The organism is Klebsiella sp. RC2 (genome assembly GCF_014192815.1).
GTDB lineage: Bacteria > Pseudomonadota > Gammaproteobacteria > Enterobacterales > Enterobacteriaceae > Klebsiella > Klebsiella variicola.
This window is the reverse complement of sequence record NZ_JACHYL010000001.1, coordinates 421,383-436,404: the sequence shown is the minus strand read 5'-3', so window position 1 is coordinate 436,404 and position 15,022 is coordinate 421,383. Positions and strand designations below refer to the sequence as shown.

The following is a 15,022-nucleotide window of genomic DNA, read 5'->3' as shown; positions in this document are numbered from 1 at the left end:
TACAGAAACGACAGCATGCAAGAAAGTATCCAACTGGTCATCGATTCCGCTCCTTTTCTGCTCAAAGGGGCCGTCTTTACGCTGCAGCTGAGCATTGGCGGGATGTTTTTCGGCCTGGTGCTGGGCTTTATCCTGGCGCTGATGCGCATGTCGCCCCTCTGGCCGGTAAAATGGCTGGCGCGCATGTATATCTCCATTTTTCGCGGCACGCCGCTTATCGCCCAGCTGTTTATGATCTACTACGGCTTGCCGCAGTTTGGCATCGAGCTTGACCCGATTCCGGCGGCGATGATCGGCCTGTCGCTCAATACGGCGGCCTACGCGGCGGAAACCCTGCGCGCGGCCATCGCCTCGATCGACAAAGGGCAATGGGAAGCGGCGGCCAGTATCGGCATGACGCCGTGGCAGACGATGCGCCGGGCCATCTTACCCCAGGCGGCACGGGTCGCTTTGCCGCCGCTGTCCAACAGTTTTATCAGCCTGGTCAAAGATACCTCGCTGGCGGCGACGATCCAGGTGCCAGAGCTGTTCCGTCAGGCGCAGCTTATCACCTCGCGAACCCTTGAGGTCTTCACCATGTATCTCGCGGCCTCGTTGATCTACTGGGTGATGGCGACCGTCCTCTCCTCGCTGCAGAACTATTTTGAAAACCAGCTGAACCGCCAGGAGCGTGATCCGAAATGAGTGCGATAGAAGTGAAAAGCCTGGTGAAGAAATTCCATGGCCAGACGGTGCTCCACGGTATCGACCTGGAGGTACAGAAAGGGGAAGTCGTGGCGATCATCGGCCCCAGCGGCTCGGGTAAAACCACTCTGCTGCGCAGCATCAACTTGCTGGAGCAACCGGAGAGCGGCACCATCCGCGTTGGCGATGTGACCATCGACGCCGGTCGCAGCCTGGGGCCGCAGAAAGGACTCATTCGCCAGCTGCGCCAGCATGTCGGCTTTGTCTTCCAGAACTTTAATCTGTTTCCCCACCGTACGGTGCTGGAGAACATTATTGAGGGGCCGGTCATCGTAAAAGGTGAAGATAAGCAGGAGTCGATTGTGCGGGCGCGCGATCTGCTGGCGAAAGTGGGTCTCAGCGGTAAAGAGAATAGCTATCCGCGTCGCCTCTCCGGCGGTCAGCAGCAGCGGGTGGCTATTGCTCGCGCGCTGGCCATGCGTCCGGACGTGATCCTGTTTGATGAGCCAACCTCGGCCCTCGATCCTGAGCTGGTGGGGGAGGTGCTCAACACCATCCGCCAGCTGGCGCAGGAAAAACGCACGATGGTTATCGTGACCCATGAAATGAGTTTCGCCCGCGACGTTGCCGATCGGGCCATCTTTATGGATCAAGGACGCATTGTCGAGCAGGGAGAAGCGAAAGCATTGTTCGCCTCCCCGCAGCAGCCGCGTACTCGCCAGTTCCTCGAAAAATTTCTGATGCAGTAAACCATGCGCTGACGTGGCGGCTTTCCCGGGGGAGGGCCGCCGCGTACAGCCTGTCTTCCCTGCGGCGCGCCACGCTCCTCGTCACCTCTTTGTGCTATTTCTCCCTGTGGCCGTATACACCGCTTCCCATCCCCCCTTGTAGGGTGTAGAAAATGACGGGAAAGTGAGCACGAGGTTCTGCGCTGAGAACGGGAAAAAGGCAAGCCTTCAGACTAATAAATGCGACACCGACAATATTTTATACATATAAATAAGATTTATGTGTTAGTTTTCTGTATTTATAATAATGATTATCAATCAGGAGTTATTTGCACAGCTATGAGGGACAATGATTTTTTCAGCTGGCGGCGGGATATGCTGCATCAATTTCAGTCCGTGGCCGCTGGTGAGGAGGTTTATAATCTCCTGCAACGAGAAACCGAAGCGCTGGAATATGATTACTACACGCTTTGTGTACGCCACCCGGTGCCTTTCACTCGCCCCCGCGTCACCTTCCAGTCGACTTATCCCCGCGCATGGATGTCGCACTACCAGGCCGAGAATTATTTCGCGATAGATCCGGTATTACGCCCGGAGAATTTTATGCGTGGCCATCTGCCATGGGAGGATGGGCTGTTTCGCGATGCGGCGGCATTATGGGACGGCGCCCGCGATCATGGTCTGAAAAAAGGGGTGACCCAGTGCCTGACGTTGCCCAACCATGCGCAGGGTTTTCTCTCCGTCTCCGCGAATAACCGTTTACCGGGCTCTTATCCTGATGATGAACTGGAGATGCGCCTGCGCATGCTGACGGAGCTAAGCTTGTTGGCGCTCCTGCGTCTGGAAGATGAGATGGTCATGCCGCCGGAGATGAAGTTCAGCCGCCGTGAACTGGAAATTCTGAAATGGACCGCGGAAGGGAAGACCTCGGCGGAGGTGGCGATGATTCTTTCTATTTCGGAAAATACGGTGAATTTCCACCAGAAGAATATGCAACGGAAATTCAATGCGCCGAACAAAACGCAGATAGCCTGTTACGCGGTGGCGACAGGGTTAATCTGAGAGCGCCTGTCGTTCTGCGTGCCAGACGTGACACCGGCTGTCAGGGATACTTTCAGCCGGTACAGGATTACTGACGGTAAGCTTGTTTAATTTGCTTAACGGTGCTGGAGAATACGGCAGCCTGAGCCTCATCTTCCATCTGCGCGATCTGCTTTTCCATTTTAATAATCACGCGACCCGCATCCGCCTGGCCCATCGCCTGCAGCATCAGCGTTATCATCGCTTTCAGGCAGGAGACTTCCTGCGCCAGTTCTTGATTATTTTCTGCAGTGGAAAAATCTGGTGTGCTCATCGATATCCTCGTTTACTCGCTGCGCTAATGCGCCTTACCCAATGTGAAGGCCGCGCAGTATACCACAAGCGACGGGAAAAAAAGGAGTGCTTAATTTCTGTTCTCTCATCTGAGCTGTGAATGATTCAGTGCTTCGGATAATACGTAATAGCCGCCAGGCCGCCATTAATTTATTCCATCTATTTAGCACGTTAATATTTGTTACATATTTTGCTGCGTATTTATGCGCTACGTAATCTGTTGTGTTTTTTGTGCTTTCTGTATGAGGATTGTTAAAAAATAAGACGACGGCAACTGACTGTTCTCAATGACTTTCCACTATGTGTGCACAGACATTGCCATAAATGAGCGGCAAATCGAGGTGAGGGCATTTTTTTGCCTTTTAAATTAGCAATAAAACCCGGTAATATGTGGGAGATAAAGTATCAGTAGCGTTATCCCTCATTCTGGAGATTATTCCTTTGATCAACGTTCTTCTTGTTGATGACCACGAACTGGTGCGCGCAGGGATACGACGCATTCTGGAAGATATAAAAGGGATTAAAGTCGCTGGCGAAGCCTGTTGCGGCGAGGACGCCGTGAAGTGGTGCCGGGCTAATTCCGCAGATGTCGTCCTGATGGACATGAACATGCCCGGGATCGGTGGTCTTGAAGCCACGCGCAAAATCGCGCGCTCCGTGGCGGGCACGAAAGTGATCATGCTCACCGTGCATACCGAGAATCCTCTACCTGCCAAGGTCATGCAGGCGGGGGCGGCGGGCTATCTTAGCAAGGGTGCTGCACCGCAGGAAGTGGTGAATGCGATCCGCTGCGTGGCGTCCGGACAACGTTACATTGCCTCCGATATTGCTCAGCAAATGGCGCTAAGTCAGATTGAACCGGAAAAAACGGAATCGCCGTTTGCCAGTTTGTCTGAACGCGAATTGCAGATTATGCTGATGATCACCAAAGGTCAGAAGGTGAATGAGATCTCAGAGCAGCTCAATCTGAGTCCCAAAACGGTTAACAGCTATCGCTACCGAATGTTCAGCAAATTAAACATTCATGGCGATGTGGAGCTGACCCACCTGGCAATTCGCCATGGCCTGTGTAATGCGGAGTCGTTAGCAAGCCAGTGAGTGATGTTTTTGACGCAAAAGCTTTCCTGAAAACGGTGACCAGCCAGCCCGGTGTGTATCGGATGTATGATGCTGGCGGGACCGTCATCTATGTTGGCAAAGCCAAAGATCTGAAAAAGCGGCTCAGCAGCTATTTCCGCAGCAATCTCGCGTCGCGTAAAACCGAAGCGCTGGTGGCGCTGATTGCGCAGATTGACGTGACCGTCACTCACACCGAGACGGAAGCGCTGCTGCTGGAGCACAACTATATCAAGCTGTACCAGCCGCGTTACAACGTGCTGTTGCGCGATGATAAGTCTTATCCTTTTATTTTCCTCAGCGGTGATACTCATCCACGTCTGGCGATGCATCGCGGCGCCAAACATGCGAAAGGTGAGTACTTTGGTCCTTTCCCCAACGGCTATGCCGTGCGGGAGACCCTGGCGCTGCTGCAGAAAATTTTTCCTGTTCGCCAGTGCGAAAATAGCGTCTATCGCAACCGCTCGCGTCCCTGCCTGCAGTATCAGATTGGCCGCTGTCTGGGGCCGTGCGTGGCGGGGCTGGTCAGCGAAGAAGAGTATGCTCAGCAGGTTGAGTATGTACGGCTGTTCCTTGCCGGCAAGGACGATCAGGTCCTGACCCAGCTCATCGCCAGAATGGAGAAAGCGAGCCAAAGTCTGGAGTTTGAAGAGGCCGCGCGCATTCGCGACCAGATTCAGGCGGTCCGCCGGGTGACGGAGAAACAGTTTGTTTCTAATACCGGCGACGATCTTGACGTTATCGGCGTCGCCTTTGAGGCCGGAATGGCCTGCGTCCATGTGCTGTTTATCCGCCAGGGCAAAGTGCTGGGCAGCCGGAGCTACTTCCCGAAAGTGCCGGGCGGCACTGAGCTGGGAGAGGTCGTGGAGACCTTTGTCGGTCAGTTCTACCTGCAGGGTAGCCAGATGCGTACCCTGCCGGGGGAGATTTTGCTCGACTTCAGCCTTGGTGATAAGACGCTGCTGGCCGAGTCGCTGTCGGAGCTGGCGGGACGCCGAATCAATGTGCAGACTAAACCGCGCGGCGACAGAGCGCGTTACCTTAAGCTGGCGCGCACCAACGCTGCGACGGCGTTAACCACGAAATTGGCTCAGCAGTCGACCATTCATCAGCGCCTGCAGGCGCTGGCCACCGTGCTGGAACTGCCGGCCGTGAAGCGGATGGAGTGCTTTGACATCAGCCACACCATGGGCGAGCAGACCGTGGCGTCCTGCGTGGTGTTTGACAGCAATGGTCCGCTGCGTGCGGAGTACCGGCGCTATAATATCACCGGCATCACCCCTGGCGATGACTACGCGGCGATGAATCAGGTCCTGCGCCGTCGCTATGGTAAAGCGATTGATGAAAATAAAATTCCGGATGTGATCCTGATAGATGGCGGAAAGGGGCAGCTGGCGCAGGCGAAAGCGGTGTTTGCCGAACTGGATGTTCCCTGGGATAAACATCATCCGCTGCTGCTGGGCGTGGCGAAAGGCAGCGATCGTAAAGCCGGCCTGGAAACGTTATTCTTTGAACCGGAAGGCGAGGGGTTTAGCCTGCCGCCGGATTCGCCCGCTCTGCACGTAATCCAGCACATCCGCGATGAATCGCACGATCATGCGATTTCCGGACATCGTAAAAAACGGGCGAAAGTGAAGAGCACCAGCTCGCTTGAGACTATCGAGGGAGTAGGGCCGAAGCGTCGCCAGATGCTGCTGAAGTATATGGGTGGGCTGCAGGGGCTGCAGCAGGCCAGCGTCGAGGAAATTGCTAAAGTACCGGGCATCTCTCACGGTCTGGCAGAAAAGATCTTCTACTCGTTGAAACATTAGGGGCTCTGTAGCAACATAGGGCTAATTTTTACTTACAACAGATAGTTACCCGTCACTATGCAATTTAATATCCCTACGTTGCTTACTCTGTTTCGCGTCATCCTCATCCCGTTCTTTGTGCTGGCGTTTTATCTCCCCTTTAGCTGGGCGCCGTTTGCCTGCGCGTTAATTTTCTTTGTCGCCGCCGTGACCGACTGGTTTGATGGTTTTCTGGCTCGTCGCTGGAATCAGAGCACCCGGTTTGGCGCCTTCCTGGACCCGGTGGCGGATAAAGTCATGGTGGCTATCGCCATGGTGCTGGTTGCCGAGCACTATCACACCTGGTGGGTCACGCTGCCGGCGGCGACCATGATCGCGCGTGAAATAATTATTTCGGCACTGCGCGAATGGATGGCTGAGCTCGGGAAACGCAGCAGCGTGGCGGTCTCGTGGATTGGCAAAGTTAAAACGACCGCACAGATGGCCGCCCTGGTATGGATGCTGTGGCGTCCTTATCCGTGGGTAGAGTGGGCCGGGATCGCGCTTTTCCTCGTGGCGGCGGTGCTGACGCTGTGGTCGATGCTGCAGTATCTGAACGCGGCGCGCGGCGATTTGCTTGATCAGTGATCGTTTCGCCGTTATTTTCAGCAAACGATGCAAAGTTGCGAAAAATACCGTTGACTCACCGCGAGAGATAAGTAGAATGCAACGCATCGAACGGCGGCACAGTCTTCCAGACGATAACAAAATCAAGTGATTAGCAAATAACTTGATAATGCGGGAATAGCTCAGTTGGTAGAGCACGACCTTGCCAAGGTCGGGGTCGCGAGTTCGAGTCTCGTTTCCCGCTCCAGATTAACAGCATCGGCAGTAGCGGGTGCTTCAGTATTAAAGGCGCGTTAGCAAAGCGGTTATGTAGCGGATTGCAAATCCGTCTAGTCCGGTTCGACTCCGGAACGCGCCTCCACTTTCTATCCCGAGCCCGGATGGTGGAATCGGTAGACACAAGGGATTTAAAATCCCTCGGCGTTCGCGCTGTGTGGGTTCAAGTCCCACTCCGGGTACCATTGGGATAAAAGCAGAATAATCAAAGCAATAAGCAGTGTCGTGAAACCACCTACGGGTGGTTTTTTTGTTTCAAAACCACCCATTTCATAATATCACTTCATACTAGTTTTCTTGTCCACCTTGCTCTTCCCCCAGGATAACCGCACCCGGCTAAACCGTCGCGCCTCGTGGAATAATGTCGTTGGGATGATTTCGCTCCCCCAAACCGGCAGGGGGAGGCAAATCGATACTCTGCGTGCCAGAGGCCGGAGGTGAAACCGTCTCTAGAGTTCGAGGTTGAACGAAAGGACTTTAGATATAATTACCATCTCATCCGTAAGCGAGGAGAATTTTCCGGTAAATCTTTCTTCAGACTCAGGTGTCAAACTATATAGTGAATAATTTTCACCCGAAGATATACGCTCCAGTTGAAGATAGGCGGGTTTCTGCAAGGCAAAAGCCAACAGATAGAAATTAGTCGTGTGGTGAGAAAGTTCAGTGACTAATTCAGGGAGTTGCTTTGCTATATCTATTTCCTCTCTACAGCAAATCACAAAAAGCTTCCCTTCTTTGCTTTTTAATATGTTTCTGAATCTTTTAACCGCGCGGACGTAATACTCATAATCAGCAGGAGTATTTGGGTCGCGATGCGTGAATATATCATTCAGACGATATTTTTCTTTGTATTTATTGTGGTGTGCTCCGGGTTCTCGCGACTGGCGACGTAATGAGCTGTACTCATTTTTATCTAAAAATGAGGTAAAATCATCCCTCAGGCAGTCGATAATCATCGCCGGACAGGAAAATAGCCAGTCAAAAGGCAGTGATATCTTTTTCAGGTTGAATTTTTTCAATGTCCATGAAGTTAAACAATGGCTGCCCAGGGAGACAATATGTTTGACGTGCATTGAATCATCAGGAGCACTCTCTGTTAACGCTTGTGGTGTGTAACTGAATTTATCAGATGACATTCTGGATTTCGTGAAAGCAATAAACTCGTCGCTATGCATCAGCGATGAGTTAAGAAGTTCTGCTGATTCTGCAAGTGACTTATTAGCAATGGCGTTGAGGTAGTTTTTCAGACCATCGCTATCTGCCGGTCGACCGAGTAGCATTTTATAGGTTGTTTTTATTAGATGTATTTTTAGGTATTTTTCTTTAATGTCATATCTCATTTTTTATCCAATTGAAGCTGTAGTCTTTCTTTATTTTATTGCTGCTAAAACAGGTAGGCATACAAATTGTATGGGATTATGTCAAATAGACAGGATATTGGCAATCGAGGAAATACGGGCGGCTACAGAGGACGCGGTTATTGAAGACGCTCGCCAGAATCTACGGATCCTGATGCCTGAACTGACAGGGAAAATATCCCGGAGGAGAGCATCGCACGCAGGCGAATGAATACATCACGCTCAGCGGCGATCATTCATTTGTCCCAGGACAAAACGATCTCTCCTTGCTACTATCAACCGGACTTTTATCCCAGCCTGCCGGAGGCATCATGTTCACAGGGCTTTGCGCATTTCCGTTGACGCCGCTGCATCAGCAGCATCTTGATGAAAAGGCGTTTATCCGTATTCTCTCTCGTCTTACCGATACCGGAGTCGACTCTCTGGGCATCTTAGGCTCGACCGGCAGCTACGCGTATCTGAATCGTGAGCAGCGCAAGCGGGTGGTGCAGGTGGCGAAAGCGCATGTTGGGTCGATCCCGATGATGGTTGGCGTCGGCGCCATCGCTACCAGCGAGGTGCTGCGCCTGGTGGAGGATGCCCAGCAGGCCGGGGCGGATGCGTTATTACTGCCGATGATGTCCTATCAGCCGCTTTCTGCGGAGGAGATCTTTGCCTTCTACGAAGAGGTCTGTCGGCACGTCTCGGTTCCGGTTTGCCTGTATGACAATCCCCGCACCACTCACGTCACGCTGGCGGATGAGCTGCAGGGGCGCATCGCTGCCTTGCCGGCCATCGCCTCGATTAAAATTCCCGGCTTGCCTGAGCCGCAGGCGAGTGAGCGGGTGGCAACGCTACGCCGTCATCTTCCTGCCCGCGTTACGCTTGGCGCCAGCGGCGATGCCCTGGCGACGGCGGGATTGCAGGCCGGTTGCCAAGTCTGGTACTCGGTTTGCGGCGGGCTCTTTCCCCAGCTTTCAGGGGCGCTGGTAAGGGCGATTCGTTCTGGTGACGCGGCACGGGTTGCGGCGCTGAATGCGCAGCTGGCCCCTCTCTGGCGATGCTTTGACCGCTATGGCGGCAGCCTGCGGGTAATCGCCAGCGCGGCGGCCATTCTGGGGCTGTGCGACCCTGACTGCCTTCCCCGCCCCTTGCTGCCGTTAGGGGAGGAGGCCATTCGCGACGTGGCGGCGGCGCTGCACGGCCTGGCCTGATGGGCATGGGCCGTGCAGCGCCTGGTGGCTTTCTGTCGGCAATTCGGCTACTGTAGGCCCGATTTTTACCATGCGAGCCTGTGAATGAATACCGGACCTTTAAACGAAAACGAACTGGAATGGCTGGACGAGACGCTGGCGAAATACGCCACCGAAGGCGCTATTCTGGATGTGTCTGAACTGGATGGCCTGCTGACGGCTATTCTCTCTGCGCCGACCGATATCGAACCAGCTCAGTGGCTGGTGGCGATCTGGGGCGGGGCGGATAATGTGCCGCGCTGGGCCAACGACCGCGAGCGCGATCGCTTTGTCGATCTGACGCTGCAGCATATGAGCGACATCGCTGAACGCCTGGAGTCCTATCCCGATCAGTTCGAACCGCTGTTTGGCACCCGCGAAGCGGAAGGTCAGGAGCTGACGATCGTCGAAGAGTGGTGCTTTGGCTACCTGCGCGGCGTAGCGCTGAGCGACTGGTCGATGCTGCCCGCTGAACTTCAGCCGGCGCTGGACGCTATCGCGCTCCACGGCAGCGAAGCGCAGTTTACCGCGCTGGATAATCTGACGGCGGATGAGTTTATCGACAGCATCGAGCGTATCACGCCGGCGGCGCTGGCGCTTTACCAGTACTGGATGGCGAATCCCCAGCCGGTGGTGGTTCCGCAGCCGGTCAGAAATGAGGCGAAGGTCGGACGCAACGATCCCTGCCCGTGCGGGAGCGGAAAAAAGTATAAGCAGTGCTGCTTAGCAAAATAAAACCTGGGGGCCAGCCGGCCCCTTTTTTATCCCACCGCAGGCAGCAGTCCGGCGACGATACTGAACTGAATCGCCACAATACCGATCCCGCACAGCAGAACCAGCCACAGCGCCGGCGCGCCGCCGACCACCCGCCAGGCAGCCTGCGGATGTTGTCGGCGGCTCTTCATTGCCAGCAGGGCAGGCAACATCAGGGCCAGCACGGCGAGTGCCACCCCGGCGTAGCCCAGGGCCATAACAAAACCGCGGGGATAGAACAGGGCGAACGCCACCGGCGGCAGGAAGGTGATCGCGCCGCTCTGCAGACGTCCGCTGACGCTGTTTTTGCGTTGAAACACATCGGCCAGGTAATCAAACAAGCCGAGCGAGACGCCGAGGAATGAGGTCGCCAGCGCGAGGTCGGCAAACAGGTGTACGGCCAGCTCCACGTGCGGCGACGCCACCACTTCGCGGATCGCCTCCAGCAGACCGTTCAGACCGGCGTTTTTGGCCAGCAGCGCGGTAAAAGCGGGAGGGTTGATACTCCCCAGCGTCGCCAGCTGCCAGAAAATATAAGCCACCAGCGGAATAAAGCTGCCGATAATAAATACCCGGCGCAGTTTACGGATATCGCCGCCAAGATAGCTGACGATGCTCGGCACACTGCCGTGAAAACCAAAGGAGGTAAAGATCACCGGAATGGCGGACAGGGCCAGGCCTTGCTCAACCGGCAGCGTCAACAGATTGACCTGATGAATATGCGGCATCAGTAGCGCCAGCATAATCACCAGAAAGATGATTTTGGCGCTGAACAGGAAGCGATTGAATAAGTCGACCAGCGAGGTACCGATGCACACCACCGCCCCGCCCAGCGCCGTAAACAAAAGTACGCCGGCCGCCGGCGGCAGCTGCCAGTCCAGCCACTGGTTGAGGCTGGAGGCGAGCAATTCACCGGCGCCACTGATATAGGCCGCCGTGAGGGCATACAGCAGAAACAGCATGCAGAACCCGGTAACCCACTGCCCGTAACGGCCCAGATAGCGTGCGGCCAGGGAACCGAGCCCCATGTCGGCAGGCACGTGCTGGTAGACTTCCAGCAGCAACAGGGCGGTATAGCACATCAACGCCCACAAGGTGAAAAGTAAACCCAGCGTGACGGCAAACCCGACGCCGGCGGCGGCCAAGGGCATCGCCAACATTCCTGCACCGATAGTGGTGCCAGCTACGATTAAAATACTGCCCAGAGTGCGGTTTTTCACGCTTTTCGCTATCCCTACAGCTAATAACAATAAATTATGCCGCGCAGAGTAGGGGATATTACAGCATTCGTCAAATGAGGGTTACAAGTACTGCAATTTTATCTTTACGCATTTAAGGGTGCGAAAGCCTGCGCTGGCGCAAGGCGCCGATGGCATGGCTGGCCTAAGCTGGTGGTTTTCAGGAGGGGTTATGTCTTCTATTCATGGTCATGAAGTTTTACAGATGATGCTCGCCTCGGGTGAGTCCTGGACGGTCGCCTCGCTGGAGGCCGCCATTCGCCGCCGCTTTGGCGAAGAGGCGCGGTTTCACACCTGTTCAGCAGAGCATCTAAGCGCCGCAGAGCTGGTGGCGTTTTTAGAGAAAAAAGGCAAATTTATTGCCAGAGAGGAAGGTTTTACTACCGCAGAAAATAAGATTTGCCGGCATTAAAATGGCCGCGACACGGGGGTGTCGCGGCGCGGAAGATTAATTCTGTGTGTCGAGGGTCGCCAGTTCTTTATCGATAAAGTACAGACCTTCGCCACTTTTTCCAACGAGGGTCAGTTTATCAATCACCGATTTAAATAATTTCTCTTCTTCGTGCTGTTCAGCGACATACCACTGCAGGAAATTAAAGGTCGGGTAATCCTGACTGGTCATGGCGGCGTGCGCCAGTTCATTAATTTTTTGCGTGATCAGCTGCTCGTGCTCATAGGTCTGGCGGAACAGCTCGTCCAGTGAGGCATATTCGGCAAACGGGGAGGCGATCGCGTTGATGCGCGGCAGGCTACCGGTGTCGGTCAGGTAGTCGAACAGGCGCTGCATATGGGTCATCTCTTCCTGGGCATGGCGACGCAGGAAGGCCGCAGCCCCTTCAAAACTGTGGTAACTGCACCAGGCGCTCATCTGCTGATAAAGAAGAGAAGAATAAAGTTCAAGATTCATCTGTTCATTCAGTTTGTCGATCATTTCCGTTTTCAGCATTGTCGCGCTCCTGGAATTAAAAAATAGATGTTATCGGCTGCCACTATAATTTGTTATTTAATTATTTGCAAAAAGTAAATTTAAAAATGTTTTATTTAAAATGCTAATGGGAATAACACGCATTGGCAATTTAATAATAAATGAGAATGGTTTTAATTTATTATTAATTGTGGTGGAAAATGGTATGACCGGCCAACGGGCTGCGAGGTAGAGCGCGCGAGGTGAGGGGGGCATGCCTGGGGGCGGGGACCTGGCGACTGGACTGGCGGAGAGGGCGAAAGTGTGAAGCGCTGCGTAATTTTTAAAACAACTTTTCATAAAATTTGAAAGTTTGTTTTCCAGGTAGTAGAGTGCAGTCAACGCCAATGACATTCTGCGGGCAGGCCCGCACAGCATTCAGGAGAGTAAACCATGAAGATTGCACTGATGATGGAGAACAGCCAGGCGAACAAAAACGCCATCATCCTTAAGGAGCTTAGCGCCGTTGCTGACGAAAAAGGATTCCCGGTGTTCAACGTCGGCATGAGCGATGAGCACGATCATCATCTGACCTACATTCACCTCGGGATCATGGCCAGCATCCTGCTGAATTCGAAAGCGGTCGACTTCGTGGTCACCGGCTGCGGTACCGGTCAGGGGGCGCTGATGTCGCTGAATATTCACCCGGGCGTGGTCTGCGGCTACTGTATCGATCCGGCGGACGCGTTCCTGTTTGCTCAGATCAACAATGGTAATGCGCTGTCGCTGCCGTTTGCCAAAGGTTTCGGCTGGGGCGCGGAGCTGAATGTACGCTTTATCTTTGAAAAAGCGTTTACCGGCCGCAACGGCGAAGGCTATCCGCCGGAGCGCAAAGAGCCGCAGGTACGAAATGCCGGGATCCTCAACCAGGTTAAAGCGGCAGTGGTAAAAGAAAACTATCTCGACACCCTGCGCGCCATCGATCCGGAGCTGGTGAAAACCGCGGTATCCGGCCCACGCTTCCAGCAGTGCTTCTTCGAAAACTGTCAGGATAAAGCCATCGAAGCCTTCGTTCGCCAGATCGTCGGTTAACCGTCATCAGGGCCAGCGCCGCTGGCCCTTCCATCATTATTTCTTCTTCTCCGACACGCTGCTGCCGGCCGTTTTGGCCAGATGCAGGCTGTCGATCATCCCTACCAGACAGATCACCGCGATAAAGACAAACGACAGACGAAAGCTGATCCCCGGTAGCGTGGAAAGGTGCAGCCAGTCGCCGACCTGCTCGCCCAGGCGAATGCCAATCGCCCCGAGCGTGATCCCCAGCCCCACCGCCAGCTGCGACGCGGTACTGAACAGCGTATTGGCATCACTCATCTGCGCGGCGGGGACATCGGCAAAGGCCAGCGTGCTTACGCCCGTAAACTGGATCGAGCGAAATACCCCGCCGAGATAAAGGATTAACATGATGGCCCAGACCGGCGTCTGCGGCGTGAGCAGCGCACAGGCCAGCAGTGAACAGACGTTCAGTGCACCGTTGATCAACAGCAGTCGGCGAAAGCCCAGCCAGCGGATCAGCGGCGTGGTGGCGGGTTTGATGGTCAAATTGCCGACAAACACCGCCAGCACCAGCAGGCCGGAGTGGAAGGGATCCATGCCGAACCCTACCTGAAACAGCAGCGGCAGCAGAAAGGGGACCGCGCTGATGGAGGAGCGGAACAGCGAGCCGCCATACATCGTCACCCGGAACGTTGGCACCTGCAGGGCGTCGAGACGAACCATGGGCGCCGTCGCCCGGCGGAAGTGGCGTATAGCATATGTCAGACAGCCGAAGCCAAGCACGGCGAGAGCCAGCGTCGGCCAGATCTGCGGCTGGCGATCGCCGAGCCGTTCCATCGCGGTGACCAGACTGACCATCGCGACTGCGGTGGTGATAAAGCCGGTGAGATCGAAGGAGCGCCGTTCCGTTTCGCGAATATCAGGGATAATGCGCAGCGCAAGGATGATGGCTGCGAGGCCCAGCGGGACATTGATAAAGAAGATCCAGTGCCAGCTGGCGTAGCGGGTGATAAAGCCGCCCAAAGGCGGGCCGATAATGGGGGCCACCAGCGCCGGCCAGGTGAGGGTAGCGATGGCTTTGATCAGCAGATGTTTCGGCGTGGTTCGCAGTACCGCCAGGCGACCGACAGGGACCATCAGCGCGCCTCCGATCCCCTGCAGGATACGCATGGCGACAAAAGTATGCACCTCGGTGGAGAGGCCGCAGAAGACCGAGGCAAGGGTAAAGATCGCCAGGGCGAGGGTAAAAATAGCGCGGGCGCCGAAGCGATCGGCGATCCAACCGCTGGCCGGGATCAGTACCGCTAGGGTGATCAGATAGGCGCTGATGCCGATATTCAGCTCGACCGCGGTGACTCCAAAATCTTTCGCCATATCGGGCAGCGCGGTGGCGATCACCGTCCCGTCGAGAAACTCCATAAAAAAAGCACCGGCCACCAGCAGCGCAGGCGCTGAAAAAGCACGTTCGTCTCTGGAAGAGATCGCGGTATTCATGTTGTCACTGCCATCAAGAATGTGAGCCTGAGCAAAGCGGCAGGAGAAGTTCCGCCAGCCAGTAGGGTAGATAAAAAAACCTGCGACGGCAGGTTTTTTTATCTGTGAAAATTTAGGGTACTATTACGCTCCTGAAAAAAGGAGTAATTAATGTCTCAACATCTTACCGAACACGATGAGCTGGTTTCCGATGTGGTTGCTTGCCAGCTGGTTATCAAACAGATCCTCGATGTCATTGACGTCATTGCGCCCGTGGAAGTGCGTGAAAAAATGACTACTCAGTTGAAAGCTATCGACTTCGCCAGCCATCCGGCCTCTGCCGATCCGGTGACCCTTCGCGCGGTGCAAAAAGCGATCGCATTGATTGAGCTGAAGTTTACCCCGCAGGAAGAGACGCATTAATAACAGGCCTCGCCGTTTACCGGCGGGGCCTT

16 protein-coding genes, 3 tRNA genes and 1 pseudogene are annotated in these 15,022 nt (G+C 54.7%); 14 read left to right on the top strand and 6 right to left on the bottom strand.

The window, feature by feature from the left end; translation table 11 throughout:
- The first annotated feature begins 15 nt into the window (after positions 1-15).
- The 3 genes from tcyL (at position 16) to sdiA (ending at position 2,474) form a co-directional block, all read left to right on the top strand.
- Positions 16-684, top strand: a complete 669-nt coding sequence (tcyL, locus tag FHW76_RS02105) for a cystine ABC transporter permease (protein ID WP_008804215.1) — start codon at positions 16-18, stop codon at positions 682-684.
- Entirely contained in the window at positions 681-1,433 is a 753-nt protein-coding gene (gene tcyN, locus FHW76_RS02100; protein WP_008804216.1) for an L-cystine ABC transporter ATP-binding protein TcyN, read from the top strand. The genes tcyL and tcyN overlap by 4 nt, the downstream gene beginning before the upstream one ends.
- Before the next feature lie 318 nt (positions 1,434-1,751).
- Positions 1,752-2,474 (top strand): transcriptional regulator SdiA, encoded by a 723-nt coding sequence (gene sdiA / locus FHW76_RS02095; protein WP_008804217.1) that lies wholly within the window; start codon positions 1,752-1,754, stop codon positions 2,472-2,474.
- A gap of 67 nt (positions 2,475-2,541) precedes the next feature.
- Here the strand turns inward: sdiA and FHW76_RS02090 are convergent, their stop codons facing one another.
- Positions 2,542-2,766, bottom strand: coding sequence for a DUF2594 family protein (locus FHW76_RS02090; protein WP_004122104.1), 225 nt, complete (start codon positions 2,764-2,766; stop codon positions 2,542-2,544).
- A 461-nt stretch (positions 2,767-3,227) separates the two neighbouring features.
- On the opposite strand from FHW76_RS02090, the gene uvrY reads away from it, so the two are divergent.
- From uvrY to FHW76_RS02060, 6 genes are all read left to right on the top strand, one after another.
- Positions 3,228-3,884 (top strand): UvrY/SirA/GacA family response regulator transcription factor, encoded by a 657-nt coding sequence (gene uvrY, locus FHW76_RS02085; RefSeq protein ID WP_002911539.1) that lies wholly within the window; start codon positions 3,228-3,230, stop codon positions 3,882-3,884.
- The gene (gene uvrC, locus FHW76_RS02080) at positions 3,881-5,713 is read left to right on the top strand and encodes an excinuclease ABC subunit UvrC (RefSeq protein WP_008804218.1); all 1,833 of its coding nucleotides are present in this window, start codon (positions 3,881-3,883) and stop codon (positions 5,711-5,713) included. The genes uvrY and uvrC overlap by 4 nt, the downstream gene beginning before the upstream one ends.
- A gap of 57 nt (positions 5,714-5,770) precedes the next feature.
- Positions 5,771-6,319, top strand: a complete 549-nt coding sequence (gene pgsA, locus FHW76_RS02075) for a CDP-diacylglycerol--glycerol-3-phosphate 3-phosphatidyltransferase (RefSeq protein ID WP_008804219.1) — start codon at positions 5,771-5,773, stop codon at positions 6,317-6,319.
- 150 nt (positions 6,320-6,469) lie between these two features.
- Positions 6,470-6,545 (top strand) — tRNA-Gly (locus FHW76_RS02070).
- 40 nt (positions 6,546-6,585) lie between these two features.
- Positions 6,586-6,659, top strand: a tRNA-Cys gene (locus FHW76_RS02065).
- Positions 6,660-6,672: 13 nt separating this feature from the next.
- Positions 6,673-6,759 (top strand) — tRNA-Leu (locus FHW76_RS02060).
- A gap of 264 nt (positions 6,760-7,023) precedes the next feature.
- Here the strand turns inward: FHW76_RS02060 and FHW76_RS02055 are convergent.
- On the bottom strand, positions 7,024-7,914 hold the full coding sequence (locus tag FHW76_RS02055; RefSeq protein ID WP_012967666.1) for a DUF1796 family putative cysteine peptidase: 891 nt from the start codon (positions 7,912-7,914) through the stop codon (positions 7,024-7,026).
- Between the two features lie 329 nt (positions 7,915-8,243).
- On the opposite strand from FHW76_RS02055, the gene FHW76_RS02050 reads away from it, so the two are divergent.
- Positions 8,244-9,125 (top strand): dihydrodipicolinate synthase family protein, encoded by an 882-nt coding sequence (locus FHW76_RS02050; RefSeq protein ID WP_023297887.1) that lies wholly within the window; start codon positions 8,244-8,246, stop codon positions 9,123-9,125.
- 84 nt (positions 9,126-9,209) lie between these two features.
- Entirely contained in the window at positions 9,210-9,878 is a 669-nt protein-coding gene (locus FHW76_RS02045; protein ID WP_016161400.1) for a YecA family protein, read from the top strand.
- A 26-nt stretch (positions 9,879-9,904) separates the two neighbouring features.
- Here FHW76_RS02045 and tyrP read toward each other — a convergent pair whose 3' ends face one another.
- On the bottom strand, positions 9,905-11,116 hold the full coding sequence (gene tyrP, locus FHW76_RS02040) for a tyrosine transporter TyrP (RefSeq protein WP_012541234.1): 1,212 nt from the start codon (positions 11,114-11,116) through the stop codon (positions 9,905-9,907).
- A 190-nt stretch (positions 11,117-11,306) separates the two neighbouring features.
- On the opposite strand from tyrP, the gene FHW76_RS02035 reads away from it, so the two are divergent.
- Positions 11,307-11,546 carry a YecH family metal-binding protein gene (locus FHW76_RS02035; RefSeq protein WP_016161398.1) on the top strand — a complete coding sequence of 80 codons (240 nt, stop codon included), beginning with the start codon at positions 11,307-11,309 and terminating at the stop codon, positions 11,544-11,546.
- Positions 11,547-11,582: 36 nt separating this feature from the next.
- On the opposite strand, the gene ftnA is transcribed toward FHW76_RS02035, so the two are convergent.
- Together ftnA and FHW76_RS26345 are read right to left on the bottom strand one after the other, a co-directional pair.
- Positions 11,583-12,080: a non-heme ferritin gene (gene ftnA, locus FHW76_RS02030; RefSeq protein ID WP_008804225.1), complete on the bottom strand. Its 498-nt coding sequence runs from the start codon at positions 12,078-12,080 to the stop codon at positions 11,583-11,585.
- A 57-nt stretch (positions 12,081-12,137) separates the two neighbouring features.
- A pseudogene (locus FHW76_RS26345) lies at positions 12,138-12,248 on the bottom strand (hypothetical protein); the annotation flags it as partial.
- Positions 12,249-12,491: 243 nt separating this feature from the next.
- On the opposite strand from FHW76_RS26345, the gene FHW76_RS02020 reads away from it, so the two are divergent.
- On the top strand, positions 12,492-13,130 hold the full coding sequence (locus FHW76_RS02020; RefSeq protein WP_012967669.1) for an RpiB/LacA/LacB family sugar-phosphate isomerase: 639 nt from the start codon (positions 12,492-12,494) through the stop codon (positions 13,128-13,130).
- A 36-nt stretch (positions 13,131-13,166) separates the two neighbouring features.
- Here the strand turns inward: FHW76_RS02020 and FHW76_RS02015 are convergent, their stop codons facing one another.
- Complete coding sequence (locus FHW76_RS02015; RefSeq protein ID WP_012541236.1) at positions 13,167-14,588, bottom strand: MFS transporter; 1,422 nt, start codon at positions 14,586-14,588, stop codon at positions 13,167-13,169.
- A 150-nt stretch (positions 14,589-14,738) separates the two neighbouring features.
- On the opposite strand from FHW76_RS02015, the gene FHW76_RS02010 reads away from it, so the two are divergent.
- Positions 14,739-14,990: a DUF2766 family protein gene (locus FHW76_RS02010; RefSeq protein ID WP_002911524.1), complete on the top strand. Its 252-nt coding sequence runs from the start codon at positions 14,739-14,741 to the stop codon at positions 14,988-14,990.
- Positions 14,991-15,022 lie beyond the last annotated feature (32 nt).